The sequence below is a fragment of the Streptomyces sp. NPDC055239 genome, assembly GCF_053606205.1.
Genome location: NZ_JBSGRD010000022.1, coordinates 19,849 through 45,594 on the forward strand (window position 1 = coordinate 19,849; position 25,746 = coordinate 45,594).

At 70.9% G+C, this 25,746-nt stretch carries 25 protein-coding genes and 1 pseudogene; 12 read left to right on the forward strand and 14 right to left on the reverse strand.

Going from position 1 to position 25,746, the window contains the following annotated elements; genetic code table 11:
- Positions 1-53 precede the first annotated feature (53 nt).
- Positions 54-974, forward strand: a pseudogene (gene sbnA / locus ACWFRJ_RS41815) (2,3-diaminopropionate biosynthesis protein SbnA); the annotation flags it as partial.
- Positions 975-1,036: 62 nt separating this feature from the next.
- Here the strand turns inward: sbnA and ACWFRJ_RS41820 are convergent.
- Positions 1,037-2,215 carry an FAD-dependent oxidoreductase gene (locus ACWFRJ_RS41820; protein WP_453543839.1) on the reverse strand — a complete coding sequence of 393 codons (1,179 nt, stop codon included), beginning with the start codon at positions 2,213-2,215 and terminating at the stop codon, positions 1,037-1,039.
- Between the two features lie 131 nt (positions 2,216-2,346).
- On the opposite strand from ACWFRJ_RS41820, the gene ACWFRJ_RS41825 reads away from it, so the two are divergent.
- A complete protein-coding gene (locus tag ACWFRJ_RS41825) occupies positions 2,347-3,030 on the forward strand; it encodes a pentapeptide repeat-containing protein (RefSeq protein ID WP_453543841.1) in 684 nt (227 codons plus the stop codon).
- 350 nt (positions 3,031-3,380) lie between these two features.
- Here ACWFRJ_RS41825 and ACWFRJ_RS41830 read toward each other — a convergent pair whose 3' ends face one another.
- Genes ACWFRJ_RS41830 through ACWFRJ_RS41840 form a run of 3 tightly spaced genes read right to left on the reverse strand, consistent with a single transcriptional unit; the run spans position 3,381 to position 5,914 of the window.
- Entirely contained in the window at positions 3,381-3,878 is a 498-nt protein-coding gene (locus ACWFRJ_RS41830; protein ID WP_453544011.1) for a hypothetical protein, read from the reverse strand.
- A 48-nt stretch (positions 3,879-3,926) separates the two neighbouring features.
- Positions 3,927-4,580 (reverse strand): response regulator, encoded by a 654-nt coding sequence (locus tag ACWFRJ_RS41835; protein WP_453543843.1) that lies wholly within the window; start codon positions 4,578-4,580, stop codon positions 3,927-3,929.
- Positions 4,577-5,914 carry a sensor histidine kinase gene (locus ACWFRJ_RS41840; RefSeq protein ID WP_453543845.1) on the reverse strand — a complete coding sequence of 446 codons (1,338 nt, stop codon included), beginning with the start codon at positions 5,912-5,914 and terminating at the stop codon, positions 4,577-4,579. Before ACWFRJ_RS41840 ends, ACWFRJ_RS41835 begins: the two co-directional genes overlap by 4 nt.
- A gap of 187 nt (positions 5,915-6,101) precedes the next feature.
- On the opposite strand from ACWFRJ_RS41840, the gene ACWFRJ_RS41845 reads away from it, so the two are divergent.
- The 4 genes from ACWFRJ_RS41845 to ACWFRJ_RS41860 all read left to right on the forward strand — a co-directional run bounded on the left by ACWFRJ_RS41845 (position 6,102) and on the right by ACWFRJ_RS41860 (position 9,995).
- Complete coding sequence (locus tag ACWFRJ_RS41845) at positions 6,102-6,659, forward strand: GlcG/HbpS family heme-binding protein (RefSeq protein ID WP_453543847.1); 558 nt, start codon at positions 6,102-6,104, stop codon at positions 6,657-6,659.
- Positions 6,660-6,718: 59 nt separating this feature from the next.
- The gene (locus ACWFRJ_RS41850) at positions 6,719-7,321 is read left to right on the forward strand and encodes an ankyrin repeat domain-containing protein (RefSeq protein WP_453543849.1); all 603 of its coding nucleotides are present in this window, start codon (positions 6,719-6,721) and stop codon (positions 7,319-7,321) included.
- Entirely contained in the window at positions 7,318-8,439 is a 1,122-nt protein-coding gene (locus tag ACWFRJ_RS41855) for a YncE family protein (RefSeq protein ID WP_453543851.1), read from the forward strand. Before ACWFRJ_RS41850 ends, ACWFRJ_RS41855 begins: the two co-directional genes overlap by 4 nt.
- A gap of 107 nt (positions 8,440-8,546) precedes the next feature.
- Positions 8,547-9,995: a M1 family metallopeptidase gene (locus ACWFRJ_RS41860; RefSeq protein ID WP_453543853.1), complete on the forward strand. Its 1,449-nt coding sequence runs from the start codon at positions 8,547-8,549 to the stop codon at positions 9,993-9,995.
- Positions 9,996-10,007: 12 nt separating this feature from the next.
- Here ACWFRJ_RS41860 and ACWFRJ_RS41865 read toward each other — a convergent pair whose 3' ends face one another.
- From ACWFRJ_RS41865 to ACWFRJ_RS41880, 4 genes are all read right to left on the reverse strand, one after another.
- Positions 10,008-10,523, reverse strand: a complete 516-nt coding sequence (locus ACWFRJ_RS41865; protein WP_453543855.1) for a GNAT family N-acetyltransferase — start codon at positions 10,521-10,523, stop codon at positions 10,008-10,010.
- A gap of 32 nt (positions 10,524-10,555) precedes the next feature.
- Positions 10,556-11,395, reverse strand: coding sequence for a phosphoenolpyruvate hydrolase family protein (locus ACWFRJ_RS41870; RefSeq protein WP_453543857.1), 840 nt, complete (start codon positions 11,393-11,395; stop codon positions 10,556-10,558).
- Between the two features lie 34 nt (positions 11,396-11,429).
- A complete protein-coding gene (locus ACWFRJ_RS41875; protein ID WP_453543859.1) occupies positions 11,430-12,680 on the reverse strand; it encodes a Tm-1-like ATP-binding domain-containing protein in 1,251 nt (416 codons plus the stop codon).
- Between the two features lie 155 nt (positions 12,681-12,835).
- A complete protein-coding gene (locus ACWFRJ_RS41880; RefSeq protein WP_453543861.1) occupies positions 12,836-13,411 on the reverse strand; it encodes a TerD family protein in 576 nt (191 codons plus the stop codon).
- 197 nt (positions 13,412-13,608) lie between these two features.
- Here ACWFRJ_RS41880 and arfB point away from each other — a divergent pair, with 197 nt between their 5' ends.
- Positions 13,609-14,046 carry an alternative ribosome rescue aminoacyl-tRNA hydrolase ArfB gene (gene arfB, locus ACWFRJ_RS41885; protein WP_453544013.1) on the forward strand — a complete coding sequence of 146 codons (438 nt, stop codon included), beginning with the start codon at positions 13,609-13,611 and terminating at the stop codon, positions 14,044-14,046.
- A gap of 89 nt (positions 14,047-14,135) precedes the next feature.
- Here arfB and ACWFRJ_RS41890 read toward each other — a convergent pair whose 3' ends face one another.
- A complete protein-coding gene (locus ACWFRJ_RS41890) occupies positions 14,136-14,627 on the reverse strand; it encodes a flavin reductase family protein (protein ID WP_453544015.1) in 492 nt (163 codons plus the stop codon).
- Between the two features lie 458 nt (positions 14,628-15,085).
- On the opposite strand from ACWFRJ_RS41890, the gene cdgB reads away from it, so the two are divergent.
- Together cdgB and ACWFRJ_RS41900 are read left to right on the forward strand one after the other, a co-directional pair.
- Positions 15,086-16,759 (forward strand): diguanylate cyclase CdgB, encoded by a 1,674-nt coding sequence (gene cdgB, locus ACWFRJ_RS41895; protein ID WP_453543863.1) that lies wholly within the window; start codon positions 15,086-15,088, stop codon positions 16,757-16,759.
- A gap of 75 nt (positions 16,760-16,834) precedes the next feature.
- Positions 16,835-17,821: a carbohydrate-binding protein gene (locus tag ACWFRJ_RS41900; RefSeq protein WP_453543865.1), complete on the forward strand. Its 987-nt coding sequence runs from the start codon at positions 16,835-16,837 to the stop codon at positions 17,819-17,821.
- A 33-nt stretch (positions 17,822-17,854) separates the two neighbouring features.
- Here ACWFRJ_RS41900 and ACWFRJ_RS41905 read toward each other — a convergent pair whose 3' ends face one another.
- From ACWFRJ_RS41905 to ACWFRJ_RS41925, 5 genes are all read right to left on the reverse strand, one after another.
- Positions 17,855-18,703, reverse strand: coding sequence for a class II fructose-bisphosphate aldolase (locus ACWFRJ_RS41905; RefSeq protein ID WP_453543867.1), 849 nt, complete (start codon positions 18,701-18,703; stop codon positions 17,855-17,857).
- Between the two features lie 65 nt (positions 18,704-18,768).
- Positions 18,769-19,701, reverse strand: coding sequence for a 1-phosphofructokinase family hexose kinase (locus ACWFRJ_RS41910; protein WP_453543869.1), 933 nt, complete (start codon positions 19,699-19,701; stop codon positions 18,769-18,771).
- 118 nt (positions 19,702-19,819) lie between these two features.
- Positions 19,820-20,962, reverse strand: coding sequence for an N-acetylglucosamine-6-phosphate deacetylase (gene nagA / locus ACWFRJ_RS41915; RefSeq protein ID WP_453543871.1), 1,143 nt, complete (start codon positions 20,960-20,962; stop codon positions 19,820-19,822).
- Positions 20,962-21,957 (reverse strand): ROK family protein, encoded by a 996-nt coding sequence (locus ACWFRJ_RS41920; protein WP_453543873.1) that lies wholly within the window; start codon positions 21,955-21,957, stop codon positions 20,962-20,964. Before ACWFRJ_RS41920 ends, nagA begins: the two co-directional genes overlap by 1 nt.
- 120 nt (positions 21,958-22,077) lie before the next feature.
- The gene (locus ACWFRJ_RS41925) at positions 22,078-22,971 is read right to left on the reverse strand and encodes an SIS domain-containing protein (RefSeq protein ID WP_453543875.1); all 894 of its coding nucleotides are present in this window, start codon (positions 22,969-22,971) and stop codon (positions 22,078-22,080) included.
- A 222-nt stretch (positions 22,972-23,193) separates the two neighbouring features.
- Here ACWFRJ_RS41925 and ACWFRJ_RS41930 point away from each other — a divergent pair, with 222 nt between their 5' ends.
- The 3 genes from ACWFRJ_RS41930 to otsB are packed head-to-tail and all read left to right on the forward strand — an operon-like array spanning position 23,194 to position 25,601.
- The gene (locus ACWFRJ_RS41930) at positions 23,194-24,459 is read left to right on the forward strand and encodes an ABC transporter substrate-binding protein (RefSeq protein WP_453544017.1); all 1,266 of its coding nucleotides are present in this window, start codon (positions 23,194-23,196) and stop codon (positions 24,457-24,459) included.
- Positions 24,460-24,468: 9 nt separating this feature from the next.
- A complete protein-coding gene (locus ACWFRJ_RS41935; protein WP_453543877.1) occupies positions 24,469-24,708 on the forward strand; it encodes a DUF3263 domain-containing protein in 240 nt (79 codons plus the stop codon).
- 41 nt (positions 24,709-24,749) lie between these two features.
- Positions 24,750-25,601: a trehalose-phosphatase gene (gene otsB / locus ACWFRJ_RS41940; RefSeq protein ID WP_453543879.1), complete on the forward strand. Its 852-nt coding sequence runs from the start codon at positions 24,750-24,752 to the stop codon at positions 25,599-25,601.
- Positions 25,602-25,746: the final 145 nt, after the last annotated feature.

Sequence of the window (25,746 nt, forward strand, 5' to 3'; positions counted from 1 at the left end):
CGGAAGTTTTGTGGCGCACAAGGGCGACACGGGGGACACAAGAGGGGGGCACAATGCCTGTCATTTCCGATCCTGCGAGGTTCAATGAAGAACAGCTCTACGTCGACCTGCGGGCCGCGCTGGGGCTGCCGCTGTACTTGAAGTGTGAGGGCTTCAACTTCGCCGGTTCGATCAAACTGAAGGCCGCCAACGAAATGGTGGACGCCGCCGAGCGCGAGGGCCGGCTGCGGCCCGGTTCGGTGCTCGTCGAATCCTCGTCCGGGAACCTGGGGGTGGCGCTCAGCGTCATCGCGGCCAGCCGCGGCCACCGGTTCCTGTGCGTGACCGACGTGCGCTGCAACCAGCCGACGATCCGGCTCATGGAGGCGCTCGGCAGCCGCGTGCACGTCATCAAGGACCCGGCAGGAGATGAGGGTCTGCTGGGTGCGCGGCGCGCGTACGTGCGGGCGCTGTGTGCGGCCGACGACCGGTACGTGTGGCTCGACCAGTACAACAACCAGGCCAACTGGAAGGCACACTTCCGCACCACGGCCCCGGCCATCGCCGATCACTTCCCGCGCCTGGACGTCCTGTTCGTCGGGGCGGGCACCACGGGGACGCTGATGGGGTGCGCCCGGTGGTTCTGGCAGTGGAGGCGCCGGGTGCGCATCGTCGCCGTCGACAGCGTCGGCTCGGTGAGCTTCGGCGGGGCGCCGAGCAGGCGGCTGATACCGGGGCTCGGCACGAGCGTGCCGCCGGCCATGCTCGACAGGTCGTACATCGACGACGTGGTGCACGTCGAGGAGGCGGACACCGTCCGCGCCTGCCGGTCCCTGGCGAGCCGGGGATTCCTCTTCGGCGGTTCGACCGGCACGGTGATCAGCGGCGCGCAGCGGTGGCTCGCTCAGCACGGTCGGCGCGGCATGACGGCGGTGGCGATCGCCCCGGACCTCGGTGAGCGCTATCTGGACACCGTCTACCGAGAGGGCTGGCCACCGGCGGATCCCGACGCCGAGCCCGAGCCCGGTGGCGAGGCCGAGAGGGGGCATGAGCGGCTTCACGCGGACTTGAGGTCGAGTCTTGTGGGGGCCAGTGCGAGTGTCACCGCCTCGATGGCGCTGTTGAAGGCGACCTCGGAGAGCAGGCCGGGGGCCGCCACCTGGTCGCCCGCGAGGTAGACGCCGCCGCCGCGGTCGATCGCCGGGCGGTCGCGCCAGGTGGTGCCGGGCAGGTCCACCGCGCCGGTGCGGCCGTTGGACACGGAGTCGCGGCGCCAGAGAAGGCGGTCGCGCCAGCCGGGGAAGCCGAGGTCGAGGAGATGGTCCGCGCGGGCTGCTCCGTCGGCCTTGGACTCCTCGGGGGAGAGCGGGATCTGTCCCTGGATCAGGTCCTGTCCGGCAGGGGCGAGGGTGCGGTCCTGGGTGGTGAACCGTTCGATCCAGCCGGTCCTGTCCAGGTCGGAGATCGCGAAGGGGTCGCCCTTACGGGAGGTGATGGCCAGGTCGACGAGGGCGGTGCGGGCGCTGTCCCAGTGGAGGGTCTCGTCCTGAAGGAGGGAGCGTGCCGCGGGGAGGGAGGTGGCTACGACCACGGGGCCCTTGGCGGTGCTGTCGGTTTTGTCGATGCGGGACAGCGTTTCCACGCGTACGCCCAGGTTCCAGGCGAGCGACGCCATCCGGTCGATGACCGAGCCCCAGCCGCCGCGCGGGTAGTGCGCCTCCGGGGGCAGCTTCGTGGCGCGGCGCAGGCGTTCCTGCACGAACCTGGCGGAGAGGGATCCGGGGTCGTGGTGGAACGTCGCCACGGCGATGTAGTGCGCGGCGGCGCGCGCTCCCTTCTCGCCCGCTTCGCCGCTGGCCCAGGTCATGAAGTCCTTTTCCACGGGCGCCTGTTCGGGCTTGCGGCGCAGGAGCTTCAGCATCGCGAGGGGTGGAGTACGGCGGAGTCGTCCCTGGTGGTGGAGGCGCAGGCGGGTTCCTTCGAGGGGCGGGATGGGTGCGAGGGGTCCGATCAGGTCGCGCTGCTTGAGCCAGGTCCAGTGGGGGCCGCCGTTGTAGAGGGCGTGGGGGCCTTCGTTCGTGCGGTACGTGCCTTCGGCGGTGCGGGCTCGGCCGCCGAGGGTGTGGTGGGCCTCGTGGAGGGTGACTCGGGCGCCTGCTTCAGCGGCGGTGATGGCGGCGGTGAGGCCGGCGAAGCCGCCGCCGATGACGGTGAGGTGGGTGGGGGTGCTGGGCATGGGGTGGGGCTCCTGTTGTGGTCGGGTGCGGTTGGCTGCTTTCTCTCGGTACGACGGATGGGGGTGCTCGGGATGTGACATCGGTATCGGGGTGCGGTGGAGTTGTCAGTGGGTGGGTGCACGATGGGTGCATGGGACAGAGGGATGCGGCAGGGGTGAAGAAGGCTCGGCGGCCCGAGGTGCGGTTGCCGCAGCTGCGGGCGTTCGGGGATCTCGGGCTCGGCGGGGGTGAGCTGGAGCCCGACGGGGATTACGACGGGGTCGAGTTCCGGGATCTCGATCTCGCGGGGCAGGACGGCGGGGGAGCGCTGTTCCTCGACTGCGCGGTGACGGGCTGCGGGGTCACTGAGGCGCGGCTCAGCAGGGCGCGGTTCGTGGACTCCGTGCTGACGGAGCTGCGGGGGGTCGGCACGGAGCTGGCGGAGGCGTCGCTGCGGGACGTTGAGGTGGTGGACGCGCGGCTGGGGGGCGTTCAGCTGCACGGGAGTGTGCTGGAGCGGGTCGTCGTGCGGGGCGGGAAGATCGACTATCTGAACCTGCGGAAGGCGCGGTTGAAGGACGTCGTCTTCGAGGAATGCGTGCTGGTCGAGCCGGACTTCGGGCAGGCGGTCCTTGAGCGGGTGGAGTTCGTGGGGTGCGTGCTGAAGGGGGCGGACTTCAGCGGGACCCGCATGAAGGATGTCGACCTGCGGGGTGCGGCGCAGGTGGACATTCTGCGGGGGATCGACTGCTTGGCGGGGGCGGTGATCAGTGCTGGGCAGCTGATGGATCTGGCGCCGGCGTTCGCTGCGCAGGTGGGGGTGCGGGTGGACTAGCGTCCGGCTTTGGCGGGGCTTGCGGTGCGGGTCTGTTGTGGGTGCGGGGCCGCGCCGGTATGTCCGTCCTCGCCATCCGCTGGTGGGCGCCTTTTCGCTTCGGCGGGGGAGCGCTGCTTACCGTGCTCCGGGCGGAAATACCGACACACCCCCTCACGTCTCGATGCCGACTGCAGGTGCGTGGGGCTCATCGCCCTCCGCTCGTTCGCCCACGGGCGGACGCGGGGCAATCGGGCGGGTGGGAGGGAGAGGCTTGTTCGGCAAGGTGAGACGCGGGGTGATCGGGCGGGTGGGTGGGAGAGCTTGTTCGTCAGGGGGTAGATGCGGGGCAAGCGGACTGCGGTGGGCGCCTACGCCCGGGGAAAGCGGGACTGGAGCGACCAGATCGCCGGGTTGTCCGCCAGGGACTCGTGGAGGTCGATGAGGTCCGCCAGGAGGTCCTGGAGGAAGTCCCGCGCCTCGCGGCGGAGTTCGGAGTGGGAGAAGGTCAGGGGAGGTTCTTCCACCCGCATCCAGTCCGCCTCGATGTCCACCCACCCGAAGCGACGGGTGAACAGCATGCGGTCCGTCGACTCCGTGAAGTCGAGCTCCGCGTGCTGGGGGCGGGAGGCGCGGCTGCCGCGGGGATCCTGGTCCACGAGCTCGACGATGTCGCACAGCGCCCACGCGAAGTCGAGCACGGGAACCCATCCCCAGGCTGTGGACAGTTCCCGGTCCGCCTTCGTGTCCGCGAGGTACACGTCCCCGCAGAACAGGTCGTGCCGCAGCGCGTGGACGTCCGCGCCGCGGTAGTCGAACTGCGGCGGGTCGGGAAAGCGGCGGGAGAGGGCGTAGCCGATGTCGAGCACGTGGACGATGGTGTCACGGCCCCGCAGGGCGTGGGACGACACCGCACGTCAGGGCAGTAGCCGCTGCTCCTTCGCCACCGCCACCGCGCCCGCACGCGTGTCGACGCCGAGCTTGTCGTAGATCCGGCCCAGGTGCGTCTTGACCGTGGCCTCGCTGATGAACAGGGCGCGGGCGATGTCGCGGTTGCCGAGGCCTTGGGAGAGCTGGGCGAGGATGTCGAGCTCGCGGTCGGTGAGGGTGGGCAGCGGCTTGCGCATGCGGGCCATCACGCGGGACGCGACCGGCGGCGAGAGCGTGGTGCGGCCCTGCGCGGCGGCGTGGATCGCGGCGAAGAGCTCCTCGGGGCGTTCGGCCTTCAGGAGGTAGCCCGTCGCGCCCGCCTCGATGGCGCGGGTGATGTCGGCGTCCGTGTCGTACGTCGTCAGGACCAGGACGTGGGGGGTGGGTGTGCCGGCGTCGGTGTCGGCGGTCGTGATGTGGCGTGTTGCCTCCACGCCGTCCATTCCCTCGCCCAGTTGCAGGTCCATCAGGACCACGTCGGGGGCCAGCTTCGCGGCGAGCGCGATCGCCTCCTCGCCGGTACCCGCCTCGCCGACCACCTCGATGTCCGGCGCGCTGCCGAGCAGGGCGAGCAGTCCGGCGCGTACGACGATGTGGTCGTCGCACACCAGCAGGCGGACCGGGGGTGTGGGGGACGTCATGGGGTCTCCTGCGGGGTCAGGGGGATCGAGACCGAGAGCACCGTGCCCTCGCCCGGCGCCGACTCGATCGTCAGCGTGCCGCCGAGCTGCCTCGCCCTGGCGCGGATCGCGGGCAGTCCGTGGCCCCGCCGATGGGAGGCGGGCGGCTCGTCGGTGGGGGTGAAGCCGCGGCCGTCGTCCGCGACGTCGAGTACGACCTGGTCGTCCAGGTGCGTGAGCGTCAGTGCCGCCGTGGTCGCGGCGGCGTGCTCCGTCACATTGGCAAGGGCGCCCTGCGCGATGCGCAGGAGTGCGGACTGCGTCCGGTCGGGCAGCGGGACGGGCGTGCCCTCGGAGTGGAAACGGACCGTGAGGCCCGCGTCCTGCGCGGTGCGCGCGGCCAGCGTCCGCAGCGCCTCGTCGAGGCCGCCGCCGTCGGCGAGGTCGGCGGGCGCCAGGTCGTGCACGAAGCGGCGGGCCTCGGTGAGGCCGACTTCGGTGATCGACTCGGCCGTACGGACATGGGCGCGGGCCTTGTCCGGTTCCGTGTCCCAGACGCGCTCCGCGGCCTGGAGCAGCATCTGCTGGCTGGACAGGCCCTGGGCGAGGGTGTCGTGGATCTCCATGGACAGGCGCTGGCGCTCGGCGAGGGTGCCTTCGCGGCGTTCGGTGGCGGCCAGTTCGCGGCGGGTGCGGATGAGGTCGTCGATCAGCTCGCGCTGGCGGGCCGCCTGGCGCTGCATGTGGACGAAGACCGCCGTCGCGATCGCCGACACGGCGGGCGGCCCGAGGATCAGGTCCGGGTCGTAGCGGCCCGCGAGCCGCAGTTGTGACGCGACCACGCAGCCGGTCAGGACGGCCACCAGGGCGAAGGCCGCGCGCGGCGGCAGCGTACGCAGGCCGGTGAAGAAGAGCGGCACCGCGCACCACCCGAAGCTCGGCGCGAGGATCACGAGCACCAGCCAGACCGCGACGACCAGGGCGAGCCAGGTGAGGCGCAGGGGCGTGGGGCGCGTGCCGGGCGCCGGTCCTGACGCGAAGGGCGCGGAGCGCTTGCCCCGCAGGGCCGCGGTGAGGGGCGGCAGGGCGTAGAGGAAGGCAAGGACGACGGAGAGCGCGATGATCCACGGGACGCGCTCACCGCCGGCGGGGTGGCGCAGCAGGAAGCGGGCCAGTGAGGTGGCCAGGAGCAGGTAGAACGTCGCGTGCATGACGGCTGCGAGCCAGCGTGCGTCGGGGTCCGGCGTGCGCTGTCCCACTCTCGGTCCCGCCACGGTGCGCCTCTCTCTCGTACTGCGGTCTCGTGCCCCCGTCGCGCGGGTCGTGCCGTCGCTGAACTGGGCAAACACCCTCATTGTGACCCGGTGGGGCCACGAGAGGGTCAACCGATCGGTTGACCCTGGTGTCGGCCGAGTCGCGCGCCGCTCCCAGCCGGTACGCCGAGGGGTTGGCCCCGGATGCGGCCGGAGGATTGACGGCAGAGGGAACAACTTCCCCTCCGATCCCTCCCCGATCCCCGTAGTCACCCTTGAGGAGCCCCCGATGAAGAAGATCTCCCGCCGCACCCGTGTCCTGACCATCGCCGCCACCGCCGCCGTCCTGGGCGCCGGAACCTTCGGTGCCGTCTCCGCCACCGCCGGTACCCCCGACGCCGCCACCAAGGCAGCCGTCACCGCCGACGCGGGCAACAAGAACCTCACGCAGTCGACGCACCTGAACATCGACGCCGCGACGAAGGCCGCCAAGGCCACCCTCGACGCCGCCGAGAAGGAGAACCAGCGCGTCACGGTCGCCGTGGTCGACCGCAACGGCAACACGATCGTCACCCTGCGCGGCGACGGCGCGGGGCCGCAGTCGTACGAGTCCGCCGAGAAGAAGGCGTACACCGCCGTCTCCTGGAACGCGCCCACCTCCGAGTTGTCCAAGAACCTGGAGAAGACGCCGAACCTGAAGGACATCCCCGGCACCCTGTTCCTCGCGGGCGGTGCGCCGGTGACCGCCAAGGGCGCGCCCATCGCGGGCATCGGTGTCGCGGGCGCCCCGAGCGGCGACCTGGACGAGAAGTTCGCGAAGGCGGGCGTCGCGGCGCTCGGCCGCTGAAGCTCCTGAGCCGCTGAGCCACCGTGTTCCCGGTCCGTACGACGACGAGGAGAACGTTCATGACAAGGACCGCCGAGGACCAGCGGCTGCTCGAAGCCGCTAGGGCCGGGAACGCCGAAGAAGTGAGAGCCGCCCTTGACGCGGGCGGCCGCGTCGAGGCCCGCGACACCGAACTGCGCACGCCCCTGTTGCTCGCCGCCATCGGCGACCACGTCGAGGCCGCCAGGATCTTGGTGGCCGCCGGTGCCGACGTCGACGCGCAGGATCATCGCGCCGACAGCCCCTGGCTGGTCACCGGCGTGACGGGCAGCGTCGCCATGCTGCACGTCCTGCTTCCCGCGGGGCCCGATCTGAAGCTCCGCAACCGGTTCGGCGGCATCTCCGTGATCCCGGCATCGGAGCGCGGCCACGTCACGTACGTACGGGAAGTCCTGCGCGTCACCGACATCGACGTCGATCACGTCAACGACCTGGGCTGGACCGCCCTGTTGGAGGCCGTGATCCTCGGCGACGGCGGTGCTGCGCACCAGGAGGTCGTGGCGCTGCTGCTCGCCGCGGGCGCGACGCCCGATCTCGCCGACCGGGACGGCGTCACGCCCCTGGAGCACGCGGAGCGACGTGGTTTCGCGGAGATCGCCGCGCTGCTGAGGGCCGCCTCGTGAAGGTGCCACGGGCGGCGCTCTCCGTCGGCACCGTGCTCCTGGGTGCCGCCGTCCTCACGGGCTGCGGCACCGGCTCCGAACCCTCCCGCGCGAGCGCGAGCGCCACAGCCCCGGCCACCGCCACCCTCCCCGCCGAGCAGCGCACCCCCGAAGGCACCCTCCTGGTGGCCGACTTCGGCTCCGACACCGTCACCTTCGTCGACCCCGAGCACGGCCCCATCGAATCCGTGAAGGTCGGCACTGCCCCCTACGGCCTTACCGTGGGCGACGACGGCCGCGCCTGGGTCGCCACCGCCGACGCCGTGACCGTCGTCGACACCCGCACCCGCGAACGCCTCGACCGCATCCCGTACGAGACGGACAGCGGCCCCGCGACGACCGGCGAGTACCGCGGCGGAGGCATGGGCATCGCGCTCTCCCCGGACGGCGAGCACGTCTACGTGGGCGTCAACGTGCCCGACGGCAACGGCACGTTGGAGGTCATCGACAGCGAGAAGCGCGAGGTCACCGACACCGTTCCGGTGGGCCGCCGCCCCTTCGACGTGGACGTGTCGAAGGACGGCCGCGAGGTCTACGCGACCAACCACGACTCCTTCGACGTGACGGTCGTACGCGCCGACTCGCTGAAGCCGCGGCGCATCGAAGTCGCCCCCTACGGGACCGAAGGCGGCCTCGGCTCCTGGCTCAAGCCGCACTACGCCGCCGTACGCCCCTCGGACGGCAAGCTCCTGCTGCCCTTCGAGGGCGAGAAGCTCGTCGTGCTCGATCCGCGCACCGGCGATTCGGACATCGAGCCGATGACGGCCAACACCCATCAACACGGGGCGCGGATCACCGAGGACGGCACGCTGTTCGCGGTCGGCACCGGACCCATCGACCCCTCGTCGGACAAGGGGCCCTCGCTGACCATGCGGATGAAGGACGGCAAGGAGAAGGTCTTCCCGCTGGACGGGCCGCACGAGGACGTCGCCGTCTCCGAGGACGGCACCACCGCGTACGTCACCGGCGGCTTCACCCGCGACGGATTCTGGAACGGGATCACCGTCATCGACCTGGAGAGCGGCGATACGGAACGCCTCCCGGCGGGGGAGAGGCCGTTGGGCATCGCCGTGGTCTAAAGCGCAGTGGAGTATCTGAGGGCCGGTGGGGGCTGGTCGCGCCCACGCGGCGGAGCCGCATAATGTAACGCCCCGCGCCCCTTACGGGGCGCTCGCACCCCGAACATATGCCGCATAAGATCACACCCGTGCACCCACGACCCACGGCTCTCCGCAGCACCTCCGCCGCCGCCCTCGCCGCCCTCGTCCTCACCGCCTGCAGCGGCTCCGGAGTGTTCGGCGCGCCCGGAGCCGACGGCGTGCGTGACCCGTACTTCCCGAAGCTGGGCAACGGCGGTTACGACGTCGCGCACTACGACCTGACCCTCGGGTACGACCCGGACGCGCGCCACCTCACCGCCACGGCCGAGGTCACGGCGCGCGCCACCCAGGACCTCAGCGCCTTCAACCTCGACCTCAAGGGTCTGGACGTGAAGGGCGTGACCGTCGAGGGGAAGGACGCCAACTTCCACCGCGACGGGCAGGAGCTGACGATCCGGCCCCCGGGCGACCTCGACAAGGGCGAGACGTTCCGCACGGTCGTCCGCTACTCCGGCAGCCCGGAGACCATCACCGACCCGGACGACTCCGAGGAGGGCTGGCTGCGGACGGAGGAGGGCGCCCTGGCGCTCGGCGAGCCGACGGGCTCGATGGCCTGGTTCCCCTCCAGCAACCACCCCTCGGACAAGGCCTCGTACGACATACGCGTCACCGTCCCCAAGGGCCTGAAGGCCATCTCCAACGGCGAGCTGACCCGCGAGTCGACCAAGAACGGCCGCACCACCTTCGCCTGGCACAGCGCCGAGCCGATGGCGAGCTATCTGGCGACGGTGGCGATCGGGGCGTTCGAGGTGAAGAAGTCGACGACGAAGTCAGGCATCCCGGTGCTCACGGCGGTCGAACCCTCCGAGGCCAAGGCGAGCGCGAAGGCGCTGAACCGCATCTCCGAGATCATGGAGTGGCAGGAGCTGAACTTCGGCCCCTACCCCTTCTCGTCGGCCGGCGCGATCGTCGCCCGCGAGGAGGACGCGGGCTACGCCCTGGAGACCCAGACCCGCCCCACCTATCCCGGCGCCCCCAGCACCGAGCTCGTGGTCCACGAGATGGCCCACCAGTGGTTCGGGAACTCCGTGACGCCCAAGTCCTGGCGGGACATGTGGCTCAACGAGGGCTTCGCCACGTACGCCGAGTGGCTCTGGGAGGAGGACCACGACGGCGACAGCGTGCAGGAGACCTTCGACGACATCTACGCGGACGACTACTACGACGACAAGGAGGACAACGAGGCCATCTGGGAGTTCCCGCCCGCGAAGCCGCCGTCCGCCGGCCAGATCTCGGACAGTCCGGTGTACGAGCGCGGCGGCATGGTCATCCACAAGATCCGCCAGGCGGTGGGCGACGACACCTTCTACGACATCGTGCGGGGCTGGACGAAGACCTACCGCCACCGCAACGCCGACACCGAGGACTTCACGCGGTACGTGGAGAAGCACGCGGGCGGCGATGCGGCGCGCAAGAAGGTGCGTGCGATCTGGGGCCCGTGGCTGTACGAGGACGGAAAGCCGGACCACCCGTAGGGCCCAAGGGCGTCAGAAGAGCGGCTTGCGCAGTACGGCGCAGGGGCGGTCCGCGTCGCGGTCGCGCCGGTGGTCGATGACCTCGTACCCGAGCCTGCCCCAGAAGGCGAGCCCGGCGGCGTTCCCCTCCAGGACGGCGATCCGCACCCCGTCGCGCCCGTCCGCCCGGAAGCGCTCCTCGATCCTGGCCGCCAACTCCCGGCCGTAGCCGCGGCGTTGCTGCGTGGCGTCCACCATGAGCAGCCCGATCCACGGGTCGGGGTCGGCGGGGTCGGGATGCCGGTTCAGCGTGATGCCGATCCCGACGACCCGCCCCTCGGACCGTGCGACGAGCACCTGTGCCTCCGGCTCGGCAAGCTCGTCCGCGAGTGCGGCGGCGACCTGTTCGGGGCGGATGTCATGGGGGTCGGGGAAGTCGCCGGAGAGTGCGTGGAAGACGTGGTTCGACGCGTAGAGGGCGGTGAGCTCGGTGAGCAGCTCACCGGGGAGCGCGCCGTGCTCTGCAGGGGTGAGCGGTTCGAGGATCATGCGGCGCAGGCTAGCCGTATTCACCCCCGCTCTCAGCCGTGCGCCTTCAGGGATTTGAAGGCGCGCGTCTGGTCCACGATCGCGCGCTCCGTGGGGAGGCGTTCGATCGACGACGCGCCGAAGAAGCCGACGATTCCGGTGGTGCGGGACAGGACGTGGGCGGCGTCCTCCGGTTCCGCGATGGGGCCGCCGTGGCACAGGACCAGGATGTCGGGGTTCACGCGCTTGGCCGCGTCGTGCATCTCCTGCACCGCCGTGGCCGCCTGATCGAGGGTCAGGGCCGTGCCCGCGCCGATCGCGCCCTTCGTCGTCAGGCCGACGTGGGGGACGAGGACGTCCGCTCCGGCCCGTGCCATGTCGGCGGCCTGGCCGGGGTCGAAGACGTAGGGGGTCGTGAGGAGGTCGCGGGCGTGGGCCTCGCGGACCATGTCCACCTCGAGGCCGTACCCCATGCCCGTCTCTTCGAGGTTGGTGCGGAACGTGCCGTCGTACAGGCCGACCGTCGGGAAGTTCTGTACGCCGGTGAAGCCCATCCCCTTCAGCTCGTCCAGGAAGCGGCCCATGTCCCGGAAGGGGTCAGTGCCGCACACCCCGGCGAGGACCGGGGTGTCCTTCACCACCGGGAGCACCTCCCTCGCCATGTCCACCACGATCGCGTTCGCGTCGCCGTACGGGAGCAGACCGGCCAGGGAGCCGCGGCCCGCCATCCGGTAGCGCCCGGAGTTGTAGATGATCAGGAGGTCCACGCCGCCCTCCTCCGCACACTTGGCGGAGAGGCCCGTACCCGCCCCCGCCCCGATCACCGGAACCCCCTTCGCCACCTGGGAGTTGAGGCGGGCCAGCGCTTCCTTGCGGGTGATCTGCTTCGTCATGGGGTGCTCCTGGAGCGAGTCGTGGAGGGGGGCATCAGGGCGTCCGCTTCAGCGCCCGTGCGCCGATCAGCTCGTCCAGGCGGTCCGCCATCGCCACCGCGAACTCCGCGTCGTTGATGTGCGCGTCCAGCTCGTGCAGTCGTACGCCACTGCCCCGCACCGTCGTCCGCAGCGCGTTCAGCCCTGCCTCGTCCGCCGCCGTGTCCTCGAACGGGCCGCCCTCGACGTCCACCGCGGAGACCCCGCGCAGCGGCCAGAAGAATTCGACCGGCCCGCGCGCGGCGGCGAGTTTGTGGCCGAGGGTGGTGCCGAGCGCGGCCATCTCGTCGGCCGTCGTGCGCATCAGCGTGACCGAGGGGTTGTGGACGAGCAGGGTGCGGTCCGCGAAGCGGGGCGGGACCGTTGCCGCCGGGCCGAAGTTGACCATGTCGAGGGCGCCGGGAGCGACCACCTGCGGGATGCCCGCGCGGCCCGCCGCGGTGAGGCGCTCGGGGCCCGCCGAGAGGACGCCGCCGACCAGCTCGTCGGCGAGTTCGGTGGTCGTCAGGTCCAGTACGCCGTCCAGAAGGCCGTCGGACGCCAGTTTCTCCACCGCCCTGCCGCCCGCGCCCGTCGCGTGGAAGACGAGGACCTCGTAGCCCAGTGCGTCGAGCCTGGCGCGGGCCGCGTCGATCGCGGGCGTCGTCACGCCGAACATCGTGGCGGCGACCACCTTGCGGCCCCGGCCCGCCAGTTCGTCGTGGTTGCGTTCGTAGCGCCGTGCCATGCCAGCGGCTGCCGCCGCCGCGTTGCCAAGGACCTGCCGGGAGACCGCGTTGATGCCGGAGATGTCCACGACGCTGTACATCAGGGTGATGTCGCTGCTGCCGACGTACGGTGCCACGTCGCCGCCCGCCATCGTGCTGACGAGCACCTTCGGCACCCCGATCGGCAGCGCGCGCATCGCCTGCGAGGCGATCGACGAACCGCCGCTGCCCCCTGCGGCGAGCACCGCGTGCAGCTTGCCCCGGCGGTGCAGGTCGAGCACCACCTCGGTCACGCCGTCCGCCATCGCCGCCACGGCCGCGCCCCGCTCGCCCGCACCGCGCAGCTTCGCGAGGTCGTGCCCGGCCGCGCCTGCCACGGCTTCGGCGGGTACGTCGGCGGTGGGGGCCTGGGCGGGTGGCGGCAGTATGCCGGTGTCGATGAGCAGGGTGTCGCTGCCGTACTCCCTGAGCCGCTCGCGCAGCCAGGCGTACTCCGCGCCTTTGGTGTCGAGCGTCCCGACCAGCACCACGGTCGCCATGGCACTCACACTCCCTCAAGTGGTGGGTGGTGCTCCCGATCCTGCGGTCCCGGAGCCGTCACGGCAACGGCACCGGAGCCGTCACGGCAACGGGGAGGGCCCCCGGCGGAGATTCCGCCGGGGGCCCTCAGGAACCGCAAACTTGCCTACGAACCTCAGACGTTGACGCCGAAGTCCTGCGCGATGCCGACGAGGCCGGACGCGTAGCCCTGGCCCACCGCGCGGAACTTCCACTCCGCGCCACTGCGGTACAGCTCGCCGAAGACCATGGCGGTCTCGGTGGCGGCGTCCTCGCTCAGGTCATAGCGGGCGATCTCGGTGCCACCGGCCTGGTTGATGATGCGGATGAAGGCGTTCCGCACCTGGCCGAAGTTCTGCGAGCGGTTCTCGGCGTCGTAGATCGAGACCGGGAAGACGATCTTGTCGATGTCGGCCGGGAGGCCCGCCAGGTTGACCTTGATCTGCTCGTCGTCGCCCTCGCCCTCACCCGTGACGTTGTCACCGGTGTGCTCGATGGTCTGGTCCGGCGTCACCTTGTTGTTGAAGAAGACGAAGTGGCCGTCCGAGTAGACCTTGCCCTCCGGGTTCACCGCGATGGCCGAGGCGTCGAGGTCGAAGTCGGTGCCAGTGGTGGTGCGGACGTCCCAGCCGAGGCCCACGGTGACGGCGGTCAGGCCCGGAGCCTCCTTGGTGAGCGAGACGTTGCCACCCTTGGACAGGCTTACTGCCATTGTTGGGAGTCCCTTCCCTCGTTGCATACGAACGGGCTTCGTACTGGGGACGAAGCTACCGTCACCCCTATGAACGTCGACCGGGGTCCCAGAGGTTCCAGGTCCTTTTACTTTCTTTACTCATCCCTAGCGCCACTCCTGACACAGGCGGGACCTGCCGTAAATAAGGGTGACGTGGACCGGACAGACGCGGGACGATAGGACCCATGTCCGGTCCCTATGTCATCCGCGGCTCCGTCTCCCTGCCCGAGGCCGAGCTCATGTGGCGCTTCTCCAGGTCCTCCGGGCCGGGCGGTCAGCACGTCAACACCAGCGATTCGCAGGTGGAGCTGAGATTCGACCTGGCCGGCACCGAGGCGCTGCCTCCGGTGTGGAAGGAGCGCGCCCTGGAGCGGCTCGCGAGCAGGCTCGTCGGCGGTGTCGTCAGCGTGCGGGCCTCCGAGCACCGTTCCCAGTGGCGCAACCGCGAGATGGCGGCGACCCGCCTCGCCTCGCTGCTCGCCGAGGCCACCGCACCGCCGCCCCGCCCCCGCCGCGCCACGAAGATCCCCCGGGGGATCAATGAACGGCGCCTGCGCGAGAAGAAGCAGCGCAGCCAGACCAAGCGCGGGCGCGCGGGCGACGGCTGGGGCTGAGCTCCGGCCACCGTCGCGCGCCCGTCGCGGCAAATGTGCGTAAGTGAAGACCGCTCGGCGAGAAACAGCCAAATGGCCTGAGTACGGCCTCAGCCCAGCTGCCGGTACTTCCCCTTGAAGTACGTCAGCGGACCCCCGTCCACGCTCGGCAGCGCAGCCGAAAGTACGCGCCCGATGACGAGGGTGTGGTCACCCGCAGTAACCGTCTGCTCCGTCCGGCACTCCAGTGTCGCGAGCGCGCCGCCGACCAGGGGCGCCCCGGACGCCTCTCCCCGTGCGTAGGGGACGTCCTCGAAGAGCAGCCGGTCGCTGATCCTGCCCTTCATCGCGAACCGGCCCGCGATGTGGCGCTGGCTCTCGGAGAGCACCGAGACGCCCCACAGCGGCTGCTCGGCGAGCAGGTCGTCCATCCGGGAGCCCTCACGCAGGCTGACCAGCACGAGCGGCGGATCGAGGGACACGGAGAGGAAGGCCGTCGCGGTCATGCCGACGTCCTCGCCGACCGGCGCCTGAGGGTCGTCCGCGTCCAGGGACGGCTCGCGGGCGGTCACCAGGACCACACCCGCGGCGAGCCGGGACATGGCGGCGCGGAACTGTTCATTGCTCACCCCCACAGGATGCCCGTCAGGGGACGGGGCACGTGGGGAGGGCGGGGCGGAGGGAGTCGCGGGAGCGTTCTCCGGGGACGTCAGGGATGTCTTCAGTACGGGGACCACGGGAGCGACGCTAGCCCGGCCGCGCCCGCCGCCGCATCGGGCCGAGGGCCGAGACCGGGCCTAGGACCGATGGCCGAGGGCATGGGTCCAGGACACTCTCAAAAGGCGCCCTTCGGTCGAGTGGACTGGACCAACGAAGGCTTCCCATCTGTGACTTGAGTCACAGGACCCATATTTTGTTGACCCTGTGTACCGGGTGAGCTGCTCGCTGTGATTCAGTGACGGTGGCAATCAGACACACTGAGAGAACTCAGTTACTGAGGGAACATTAAGGACGCTGCGAATCTCTGGAGTTGCTGTCGAGGTCTCGGGGAGAGCGAGCAATGGAGACCGAGTCGGAGCCGTACGTCCGTCTTGCGACCCTGCGGCAGCTGCATCAGGTGGTGGCGGATCTCAATACGGCCCGGAGCCTGGCGGACACGCTGCAGACCGTCGCCGACGGCGTGGTCAACGGCCTTGGCTATGAACTGGCGTGCGTCAATCTCGTACGCCCTGACGGCGATCTCGTCGTCGCCGCCTTCGCGGGCAACACCGCCGCGGAGGCGCTCATCACCGGCCGGGTCGGCTCGCGTGAGGCGTGGGAGAAGCGCCTCGCCATGGGCGAGCCCTGGGGCGCGCTGAGGTTCATCTCGTACACCGAGGGCTGGGTCCTCGACGAGGACGACGTCCCGCAGTGGTACACCGACGGCCCCGCGCCGCGCTTCGAGGACGAGTGGCACCCCGCGGACCGGCTCTTCGCGCCGATGTACGCGACGGGCGCCGCCGGGGGCGAGCTGCTCGGCGTGATCTCCGTGGACCGGCCGCGCAACGGCCGCAGGCCCGGTGCCTGGGGCCGCGAGGCCCTGCAGATGTACGCCTTCCAGGCCGCGATCGCGATCAGCAACGCCCGGCTCCGCGCCAACATGCAGCGCGCCCTGGTCCGCCTGGAGCGCGAGCAGCAGGCGCTGCGGGCCAGTGAGGAATCCTTCCGGCAGGCTTTCGAGTACGCGCCTTCGGGCATGGCCATCGCCGAGATGGGCGGTGACCAGCACGGCCGCATCCTGCGCACGAACGACGCGCTGTGCCGGCTGCTCGGCCGCCCCGCGTCCGCGATGCGCCGCTACTCCTTCTCCGACCTGGTCGACCCCGAGGACATCGGCACGCTCCTGCGGACCTCCGCCGAGGGCGGCAGGGCCGAGCTGCGTCTCGCGCGGCGCGACGGGACGTACGTCTGGGTCTCCCTGCGCAACTCCGTCGTCGCGGACGCCGCCGACGGCCCGCGCTTCCTGCTCACGCACGTCGAGGACATAGAGGACCGCAAGCGCCGCGAGCTCCAGCTCGCGCACCGCGCGTCGCACGACTCCCTCACAGGCCTGCCGAACTCCGCCGAGCTGCGCTCGCGCCTCAGCGCCCGTCTCTGTCGCAGGCCGCACGCGGGTCAGCCGAGCGCGGTGGACTCGCTGGACGCGGCGTACGACGGCGTGTACGACGCCCACGGGCGGCACAGCTTCGACTACGGATCGAACAACGCGAACAGCCTCCAGCAGAGCGGCGAGGGCTTCGATCATCACGTGCACACCGTCGCGCCGCCGGAAGGGCCCGGGGACACGGACGACGGCACCAAGGGTCTCGCCGTTCTCTTCTGCGACCTCGACGGCTTCAAGTCGATCAACGACCGCTTCGGGCACACCACGGGTGACGCGGTTCTCATCGAGGTGGCGAGGCGGCTCACCAGCGGCGTCCGCGACGGGGACACGGTCGCCAGGCTCGGCGGCGACGAGTTCGTCGTCCTGGCCGACGGGCTCGGCCGCGCCGACGCGCAGGACCTCGCGGTGCGGCTGCGGAACTCGATCATCCCGCCGATCCGGGTGGACGGCCGTGCGGTCCGGGTGGGTGCCAGTTTCGGTATCGGGTGGGCACACTGCGGGATGACGGCAGACGAGGTGTTGCACTCGGCTGACCAGCGGATGTACGTGGAGAAACGGTCCCGTGCCAAGCAGCACAGGCGGGCCGGATGAGGCCAACGACACCCCGTGGGCTCACTCGGAACGGGTAGGCTCCCCCGGTCAGCGATATGAGGGAGTGACCTGCGAATGACGCCCGGCAACAACGGCGGACAGACGCCGAACGCGCCAGAGGGCGACGACGATGTGTTCGGCTACCTGTACGAAGACGGCAAGGCGGCCGGCGCCACTCCGCCCAGCGGCGGGGGCGGCTACGGCTACCCGGGTCCCCGGTCCTCGTACAACCACGTGCGCGCGGTGGGCGACCGTCGGCCCAACACGTACGGCACGCAGGCCGCGCCCACGTACGGCCAGCAGGTGCCGCAGCAGCCGCAGGCCTACGGCCAGCCGAACGCGCACTACGCCGCCCCGGAGACGCAGCCCGGCGGAGCCCCCTCGGCACCGCAGTACACCCCGGCGTCCCGCGGCTCGGGCGGTCGCGGCGGCGGCCCCAACACCAAGGGCCTCCTGATCGCCGCGATCGCGGTCGTCGCGGTCGTCGCCATCGGGATCGGCGTCGCGATGATGTCCGGCGGCGGTGACGAGGGCGAAAAGAAGGAAGCGGGCGGCGGCTCGACGCAGGGCGAGACGGTCAAGCCCAGCGAGAAGCCGACGAAGAAGCCTCAGGATCCGGCGGCCGATCTGCCGAAGACGGACGCGAAGGCGCTCAAGCTCGACGGCGGCACGGCGACGGCTTCGGACATAGAGGGCGCGGAGTCCGAGGGCGGTGTCTATGTAGCCGGGTTCGACAAGGTCGGGGCCCAGGTGACGTGGACCGTCAACGGCATCCCCAAGTCCGGCGCGTACAGCCTCCGCGTGAACTACGGAGTCCCCGGCAAGGACTCCAACGCCACGATCCTGGTCAACGGCAAGAAGCAGACCCGTCCCCTGAACATGAAGAACTTCTCCGGTGCGGACGAAGGGGACTGGGAGAAGGGCTGGACCAACACCTGGGCGGTGGTCCAGCTCACCAAGGGCACCAACGCGGTCACGCTCACCTGCGCCCAGAGCGACCTGTGCGGGACGACCGGTGCGAACATCGACCAGATGTGGCTCGTGGAGGGCAGCAACGGCTGAACCCTCCACGCCCCCATGGGGTGACTCCTGGGGTTACTTCAGCAACCCCAGGAACCCCGCCACCGTCCCGGCCATCGCCTCGCGAGCCGGGGCGAGGTATTTCCGGGGGTCGACGCCCGTCTCATGGGCGCCGAGGTACTCCCGCACCGCCCCCGTGAACGCCGTGTTGAGCGCCGTGCCGACGTTGATCTTCACCATGCCCGATGCCACCGCCGCCCGGATCTCCGCGTCGGGCACGCCGCTTGAGCCGTGCAGCACCAGCGGTACGGGGACGGCCTTCGTCAGGGACGCGATCAACTCGTGGTCCAGGGTCGCCGTGCGTGACGTCATCGCGTGGGAGGAGCCGACCGCCACCGCGAGCGCGTCCACGCCCGTGTCGGCCACGTAAGCCGCCGCCTCCGCCGGATCAGTCCGCACCCCGGGCGCGTGCGCGTCAAGCGGGGCCTCACCCTCCTTGCCGCCCACCTTTCCGAGCTCGGCCTCGATCCAGATGCCGCGCTCGTGGCCCCAACGCACCGCGTCCGCGGTCGCCTTGACGTTCTCGTCGTACGTCATCTTCGACGCGTCGAACATCACCGAGCTGAAGCCCTCGGGGTGCGCGGCCCGCATGAGGTCCACGTCCATGACGTGGTCCAGGTGCAGGGAGAGCGGGGCGGACGAGGAACGCGCCACCGCCGCCGCTGCCGCCGCGATGGCGGAGAGGTTGCCGCCGTGGAACTTCACGGCGTTCTCGGAGATCTGGAGGATCGCGGGGGAGCCCGCCTGCTCCGCGCCCGCGGCGATCGCCTCCGCGTGCTCCAGCGTGATCACGTTGAACGCGGCGACACCGCGCCCCGCCGCGCGCGCGTCGGCCACCAGGTCGCCGGTGGATACGAGTGGCATGATGAATCCCCAATTCTCGGGCCGCCTGGGCCCGTTGTGCGTCGCTCACGCGGTGACGCGTGACGTCACGCCGCGTTGACCTCCCCGGTCACCGCGACCCGCGTGAGCAGGTCTTCGTACGTCGCGGGCACGAACTCGCCCGCCACGGGGGCCGCCACTGTCGCCGCTGACAGGGCCACGGCCCGTGCGAGGCGCTCGGGCCACGCGAGTTCCTCCACCAGGCCCGAGAGCAGGCCCGCGACCGCCGAGTCACCGGCGCCCGTCGGGTTGCCGCGCACCATGGCGGGCGGAGCCGCCTGCCAGGTGCCCTCCGGCGTGACGGCACGCAGGCCCTTGGCGCCCAGGGAAGCCACCACCGCGTGCGCGCCCCTGCGGCGGGCGTCGCGGATCGCCTGGTCGGGCTCGTGGGAGCCGGTCAGCTCCGCCAGTTCGTCGGCGTTCGGCTTGATGATGTCGGGGCGGGCGGCGAGACCGCGGCGCAGCGCCTCCCCGCTGGTGTCCAGGAGCACGGGGACCTTGGCGGCGCGCGCGGCCCGTACGAGGGCCGCGTAGGCGTTCACCGGGACCCCCGGCGGCAGGCTTCCGCAGAGCGCGACCGCTGCCGCGCCCTCGCGCAGCAACTCCTCGTACGACTCCCGGAACGCGGACCACTCCGCGGGCGAGACCGTCGGGCCCGGTTCGTTCAGCTGCGTGGTGTCGCCGGTCGCCGCGTCGACGACGGCGAGCGTGCGGCGCGTCGCGCCGTCGACGGGCACCAGCGCGTCCGTGACGCGGGGCTCGTGCTTGAGGCGCTCGTGCAGGGTGCGGCCCGTGTCGCCCCCGGCGAAGCCGGTCACCGTCACGTCGTGGCCGACGGCCGCGAGGACGCGGGCGACGTTCAGGCCCTTGCCGCCGGGGCGTTCGGTGACCTCGGTGACGCGGTGTGAGGCGTGCGGGGTGAGGGCGGGGACCCGGTAGGTGATGTCCAGGGCGGCGTTCAGCGTGACTGTGAGAATCACTCGTCGCTCACCCCGGTTGTCTGCTGCTGCCGTCTTCTTTCGGGCTGATCATGCCAAATAGAAGGCGGTTGGCCCAGAGGTCAGGACCAACCGCTCCCTGTTCGTTGCCAATTCAACGTCACTGCGGGGCAACTACCCACTCGCCCTTGCGCATGACGCCCACCAGGTCGAACTCCGCGTCCAGGACCACCAGATCGGCGTCCTTGCCCGGTTCGAGCGAGCCGATCTCGTCGTACATCCCCAGGAGTTTGGCCGGGTTCACGGAGATGGCCCGTACGACGTCGTCGACCGGGAGGCCGTCGACGGTCGCCGAGCGTTTGAACGCACGGTCCAGGGTGAGGGTCGAGCCCGCGATCGAGCCGCCCTCGACGAGCCGCGCGACGCTGTCGAGCACCTCGACCTCCAGCGGGCCGAGCATGTACCGGCCGTCACCGAAGCCCGCCGCGTCCATCGCGTCCGTGATGAGCGCGGTACGGGCGGCGCCCGCGTGGTGGAAGGCGAGCTCGAACGACGCGGGGTGCAGATGCGTGCCGTCGTTGATCAGCTCGACCGTGATCCGCTCGTCCTCCAGGAGCGCGGCGATCGGACCCGGCGCGCGGTGCCCGAGGGTCGGCATCGCGTTGTAGAGGTGCGTCGCGACGGTGGCGCCCGCGTCGATGGCCTCCTGCGTCTGTTCGTACGTCGCGTCCGTGTGGCCGATGGCCGCGATGACGCCGTGTTCGGCGAGGAGACGTACGGAGTCGATGCCGCCCGGCAGCTCGGTGGCGAGCGTGAGCATCTTGGCCCGGCCGCGTGCCGCGTCGATCAGCTTGCGGACCTCGGCGGGGTCGGGGTCGCGCAGGAGCACCTCGCTGTGCGCGCCCTTGCGGCACGGCGAGATGAACGGCCCCTCGAAGTGGATGCCCGCGATGTCGCCCTGCTCGGCCAGCTCGCTGAGCATGCCGGCCCGCTGGGCGAGGAAGTCCATCTCGCCGGTGACGGTCGAGGCGACGACGGTCGTGGTGCCGTGCAGGCGGTGCGTGTGGACGCCTTTGAGCACGTCGTCGACGGTGCCGGAGGTGAAGGACGCGCCGCCGCCGCCGTGGTTGTGGATGTCGACGAAGCCCGGGACCACCCAGTGACCGGGATCCAGGTCGACGACTTCGGCATCGTTGGGAGCGCTCCCGGCGATGCGCGCGCCGTCGACGATCACACGGCCGTTGGAAATGGTCCCGGTGGGCAGGACCACCTGAGCACCGGCGAGCACCTTGCTAGTGGCCATCAGGCGGTTACCTCCGTGGAGTCGGTGGATGCGGTGGAGTTGGTGGACGCGGTGGAGTCGGTGGGGTCGTCAGGGGTGCCGATGAGGTCCCAGGCGAGCAGGCCCGCGCCCAGGCATCCCGCGGTGTCCCCGAGGGCGGCGGGGACGATGAGGGGCTGGGACTGGAACGTCACGATGCGTTCCGTCATGGCCGCCCGCAGGGGTGTGAACAAGGTTTCCCCGGCCTCGGCGAGACCGCCACCGATGATCAGAGTGTGCGGGTCCAGGAGGGTGAGGGCGGTGATGAGGCCGTCGGCGAGCGCGTCGACGGCGTTCTGCCAGACCTCCTGGGCCCGCGGGTCGCCCGACTCCACGGCCTTCGCGCAGTCCGCCGCGTCCGCTTCGGGGTCACCGCTCGCCGCCGCCCAGGCCTCGCTCACCGCGGACGCGGAGGCGAGCCGCTCCAGGCAGCCGCGCTGGCCGCAGCCGCAGAGCGGACCGCCGGGGCGCACGATGATGTGCCCGATCTCGCCCGCCGAGCCGTGCGCGCCGGGCTCGATGCCGCCGTCGATCCCGATGGCCCCGGCGATCCCCGTACCGAGCGGCACGAAGAGGAACCGGTCGGCGCCCTTGCCCGCGCCGATCCGCCCCTCGGCGAGGCCGCCGGTGCGGACGTCGTGGCCCAGGGTCACGGGGACGCCTTCCAGCCGCCGGCTCAGGAGCTCGCGCATGGGGACGTCGCGCCAGCCGAGGTTCGCGGCGTAGACCGCGATGCCGCGCTCGGTGTCGACGATCCCGGGGACGGCGACCCCAGCCGCCGCCGCGGGTTCCCCGAACTCCTTGATCCCGTGGGCGCGGAGGTCGGCGGCGAAGTCGAGGATGGACTCGACCACGGCGTCGGCGCCGCGCTCCCGGCCGGTGGGCCGCCGCGCCTCGTAGAGGAGCGCGCCGTCCGCCCCGACCAGGGCGGCCTTCATTCCGGTGCCGCCCACATCGAGGGCGATGACATGTCTCACGGGGGACAGTCTCGCGCGTGACGTGCGAGAGGTCTAGTCCATTCCGGTTAATCGGTGCGGGGCAATCGGGTGGGCATCGGGTGGGCGGGATCACCCGCCCACCCGCCGCAGGGGCGCGAACTAGCCCAGAATGACGCTCCGCGTCAGGTTCCGGGGCCGGTCGGGGTCGAAGCCCCGGGACTCCGCCAGAGCGACGGCGAGCCGCTGCGCCCGGATCAGATCGGCCAGGGGATCGGCCTCCTCGCGGGCGACGAGTTCCCCGCCCACCCGGGCGACGTCCCCGGCAAGACCCTCCGGCAGTACGCCGAACATCCAGGCCACACGGCCGGGCCCGGTGATGGCGATCGGCCCGTGGCGGTACTCCATCGCCGGGTACGACTCCGTCCAGGCCCCCGCCGCCTCCCGCATCTTCAGCGCGGCTTCGAGGGCGAGACCGTACGTCCAGCCCCGCCCCAGGAACGTCCACTGCTCGGCCGCCAGAACCGCGGCGGGCAACGGCTCCGTCACCGCGAGCTCCGCGTCGACCGCGGCGTCGGCGATCGATTTCACGCCGGGGATGTCACCGAGCCCGGCCCGCAGGAAGGCGAGCGCGGTCGTGGCGAAGCGGGTCTGGACGACCGACTCCTCGTCCGCCCAGTCCAGGACGGCCACCGAGTCGGCCGCGTCCATGACCGGAGTCTTCGGATCGGCGGTGAGGGCGGTGGTCGGGACGACACCCTTGAGCTCGCCGAGGAGCTCGAGGACCTCCGTAGTCGTACCGGAGCGGGTAATGGCGACCACCCGGTCGTACGTCCGCCCGGCGGGGAACTCCGAGGAGGCGAAGGCGTCCGTCTCGCCCTGCCCGGCGGCCTCGCGCAGTGCCGCGTACGCGATGGCCATGAACCACGACGTACCGCACCCGGTGACGGCCACCCGCTCGCCCGGCTTCGGCAGTCCGTCGAAGGCGGAGGCGGCCTCGGCCGCCCGGTGCCAGCAGGCGGGCTGGGTTGCGATCTCTGTTGCGGTACGCGACATGCGCCAAGACTCCTTGCCAGTGCGGGACTTCACGACGTGCTCATCGATACGCGGTCGTCACTCGATGGAACGTGACGTGCTTAGCAGCGGGTCGGCCCCCTCGGCAATGGTGGGACGTGAGGAGCACGCCGTTGCACAAGCGATACTTGAGTGGTGTAGACCTCGTGTGCGTACGCGGGGGAAAATCGCAGTTCACGAAGATCTTCGAGGGTGGGAACAGCTGTGCAGCGGCGCGCGACAGGAGTGACCGCGGCGGTAGCCGCACTGGGCATGGCGGCGGTGCTCGCCGGCTGTGGCGGTCCGGGCGACTCCGGCGACGTCACCCTCAAGTTGGTGGCCGCCGACTACGGCGACTCCAAGGACAACAGCTCCCAGAAGTACTGGGACAAGATCGCCGAGAAGTTCGAGGCGAAGAACCCCGGCATCAAGATCGACGTCAGCGTCTACTCCTGGACCGACGTGGACCGCAAGGTCAAGGAAATGGTCAAGGCGGGCGACGCACCCGACATGGCCCAGATCGGCGCGTACGCCGACTACGCCGCGCAGGACAAGCTGTACCGCACCGAGGACCTGGTCTCCATCGCCACCCAGGCCGACTTCATGGCCCCCCTCGCCGAGGCGGGCGAGGTCAAGCGCGTCCAGTACGGCATGCCGTTCGCCTCCTCCACGCGCCTGCTCTTCTACAACGAGAAGATCTTCAAGGACGCCGACCTCACGCCTCCGCAGAGCTGGACCGACCTCGCGGCCGACGCCAAGGTGCTCAAGGCGCGCGGGGTGAAGATCCCCTACGCCCTGCCGCTCGGCTCGGAAGAGGCGCAGGCCGAGACGTTGCAGTGGCTGCTCAGCGGTGGCGGCGGCTACACCGACAACGTCGGCACGTACGACATCGACTCCAAGCAGAACGTGAAGACCTTCACCTGGCTGAAGGACGAGCTCGTCGGCAAGGGCCTGACGGGCGACACGCCCCCCGCCAAGCTCGACCGCGCCGAGGCCTTCGCCGCCTTCACGCGCGGCGACGTGGGCATGCTCAACGGCCATCCCACGCTGATGCAGATGGCCGCCAAGAAGGGCGTGAAGTACGGCATGGTGCCGATGCCCGGCGTGAACGGCCACGCTCGGGCCACGATGGGCGTCGCCGACTGGATGATGGCCTTCAAGCAGCACGGCAACGGCTCGGAGATCGGTAAGTTCCTCGACTTCGCCTACAGCACGAAGAACGTCCTGGACTTCTCCCGCGAGTACGACCTGCTGCCCGTCACGACCTCCGCCGCCCAGGAGATGACGGGCAACAAGAACGACAAGGCGCTCGCCGAGTTCCTCGACGAGCTGCCCACGTCGGAGCTGTACCCCGTGGGCAAGACGTCCTGGGCGCAGGTCTCCGTCGAGGTCAAGAAGTACATCGGCAGGGCGGTCGACCCGGACGGCAATCCGCAGTCGATCCTCAGTCAGATCCAGACCAAGGCGGCGACCGAGGAGAACTCGGAATAGCGTGACGGCATGACCGATGCCACGGGCCTCTCTGAACGTGACCGCGCGATCCTCGCCCTGGAGCGCCGTGACTGGGCGAGCGGTCCCGGCGCCAAGGAGCGTGCCGTGCGCGAGCAGCTCGGCCTGGTGCCGGTCCGCTACTACCAGCTCCTCAACGCCCTGCTCGACGATCCCCGCGCCCTCGCGCACGATCCGGTGACCGTCAACCGGCTCCGGCGGGTCAGGGAGTCCCGGCGCGGGGAGCGTTGAGGGTAGAGGCAGAGACAGAGGCAGAGCGTAGGGTCGGGCCTATGGGTGACCCTGTGTACTCTCCCGAGCTGCCCGAGCCTGTGACCCCGGCAGGGCGTGAGGGCCTCGCCGCGCTTCTCGCGCGGCCCGGGAAGGCCGTGATCGCGCTCGACTTCGACGGCACGCTCGCCCCGATCGTGCCCGACCCCGAGCAGGCCCGCGCCCATCCCGACGCCGTCCCCGCCCTCGCCGCGCTCGCACCGAAGGTGCGGTCCGTCGCCGTCGTCACCGGGCGCCCCGCGGGCGTGGCGGTGCGCTACGGCGGTCTCGCGGGCGTTCCCGGCCTCGAACACCTCGTCGTGCTCGGGCACTACGGTGCCGAGCGCTGGGACGCGGTCTCCTCCACGGTGCATGCGGCTGAACCTCACCCCGGGGTGGCGTCCGTGCGGGCCGAGCTGCCCGGGTTCCTTGACCGGATCGGCGCGTGGCGCGGCACGTGGATAGAGGAAAAGGGGCGTGCGGTGGCAGTCCACACGCGTCGTGCGCGTGACCCGCAGGCGGCGTTCGAAGAGCTGCGCGAGCCCCTCGGTGAACTGGCGTCCCGCCACGGCCTGATCGTCGAACCGGGCCGCCTGGTCCTTGAGTTGCGCCCGCCCGGCATGGACAAGGGTGTGGCCCTCGCCGAGTACGTCCGCGAAGTCGGCGCCGAGACCGTCCTCTACGCGGGCGACGACTTGGGCGACCTCCCCGCTTTCGCAGCGGTGGAGAAGCTGCGCTCGGACCAGGTGCGGGGCTTGCTGGTGTGCAGCGGCAGCGCGGAGGTCGCGGAGCTCGCGGATCGGGCGGACCTGGTGGTGGACGGGCCGGGGGGCGTGGTGGCCCTGCTCTCGGGGATCGCCACCCAACTGGGCTGACAGGCAAGGCTTTGTCCCCAACCCCGCCCCTTCCCGAAGACCGTGCCTGCGCCCCGGGCCTACCTGGGGCTCCGCCCCAGACCCCGGACAAGATGTCCTCAATCGCCGGACGGGCTGAAATCTTTCAGCCCGTCCGGCGATTGAG

What these genes read in the sequence shown, in the direction of transcription:
- ACWFRJ_RS41820 (WP_453543839.1), bottom strand. Translation starts at nt 2,215, where the DNA reads ATGCCCAGCACCCCCACCCACCTCACCGTCATCGGCGGCGGCTTCGCC.
- ACWFRJ_RS41825 (WP_453543841.1), top strand. Translation starts at nt 2,347, where the DNA reads ATGGGACAGAGGGATGCGGCAGGGGTGAAGAAGGCTCGGCGGCCCGAG.
- ACWFRJ_RS41835 (WP_453543843.1), bottom strand. Translation starts at nt 4,580, where the DNA reads ATGACGTCCCCCACACCCCCGGTCCGCCTGCTGGTGTGCGACGACCAC.
- ACWFRJ_RS41840 (WP_453543845.1), bottom strand. Translation starts at nt 5,914, where the DNA reads ATGAGGGTGTTTGCCCAGTTCAGCGACGGCACGACCCGCGCGACGGGG.
- ACWFRJ_RS41845 (WP_453543847.1), top strand. Translation starts at nt 6,102, where the DNA reads ATGAAGAAGATCTCCCGCCGCACCCGTGTCCTGACCATCGCCGCCACC.
- ACWFRJ_RS41850 (WP_453543849.1), top strand. Translation starts at nt 6,719, where the DNA reads ATGACAAGGACCGCCGAGGACCAGCGGCTGCTCGAAGCCGCTAGGGCC.
- ACWFRJ_RS41860 (WP_453543853.1), top strand. Translation starts at nt 8,547, where the DNA reads ATGCCGCATAAGATCACACCCGTGCACCCACGACCCACGGCTCTCCGC.
- ACWFRJ_RS41865 (WP_453543855.1), bottom strand. Translation starts at nt 10,523, where the DNA reads ATGATCCTCGAACCGCTCACCCCTGCAGAGCACGGCGCGCTCCCCGGT.
- ACWFRJ_RS41870 (WP_453543857.1), bottom strand. Translation starts at nt 11,395, where the DNA reads ATGACGAAGCAGATCACCCGCAAGGAAGCGCTGGCCCGCCTCAACTCC.
- ACWFRJ_RS41875 (WP_453543859.1), bottom strand. Translation starts at nt 12,680, where the DNA reads ATGGCGACCGTGGTGCTGGTCGGGACGCTCGACACCAAAGGCGCGGAG.
- ACWFRJ_RS41880 (WP_453543861.1), bottom strand. Translation starts at nt 13,411, where the DNA reads ATGGCAGTAAGCCTGTCCAAGGGTGGCAACGTCTCGCTCACCAAGGAG.
- ACWFRJ_RS41890 (WP_453544015.1), bottom strand. Translation starts at nt 14,627, where the DNA reads ATGTCCCGGCTCGCCGCGGGTGTGGTCCTGGTGACCGCCCGCGAGCCG.
- cdgB (WP_453543863.1), top strand. Translation starts at nt 15,086, where the DNA reads ATGGAGACCGAGTCGGAGCCGTACGTCCGTCTTGCGACCCTGCGGCAG.
- ACWFRJ_RS41900 (WP_453543865.1), top strand. Translation starts at nt 16,835, where the DNA reads ATGACGCCCGGCAACAACGGCGGACAGACGCCGAACGCGCCAGAGGGC.
- ACWFRJ_RS41905 (WP_453543867.1), bottom strand. Translation starts at nt 18,703, where the DNA reads ATGCCACTCGTATCCACCGGCGACCTGGTGGCCGACGCGCGCGCGGCG.
- nagA (WP_453543871.1), bottom strand. Translation starts at nt 20,962, where the DNA reads ATGGCCACTAGCAAGGTGCTCGCCGGTGCTCAGGTGGTCCTGCCCACC.
- ACWFRJ_RS41925 (WP_453543875.1), bottom strand. Translation starts at nt 22,971, where the DNA reads ATGTCGCGTACCGCAACAGAGATCGCAACCCAGCCCGCCTGCTGGCAC.
- ACWFRJ_RS41935 (WP_453543877.1), top strand. Translation starts at nt 24,469, where the DNA reads ATGACCGATGCCACGGGCCTCTCTGAACGTGACCGCGCGATCCTCGCC.
- otsB (WP_453543879.1), top strand. Translation starts at nt 24,750, where the DNA reads ATGGGTGACCCTGTGTACTCTCCCGAGCTGCCCGAGCCTGTGACCCCG.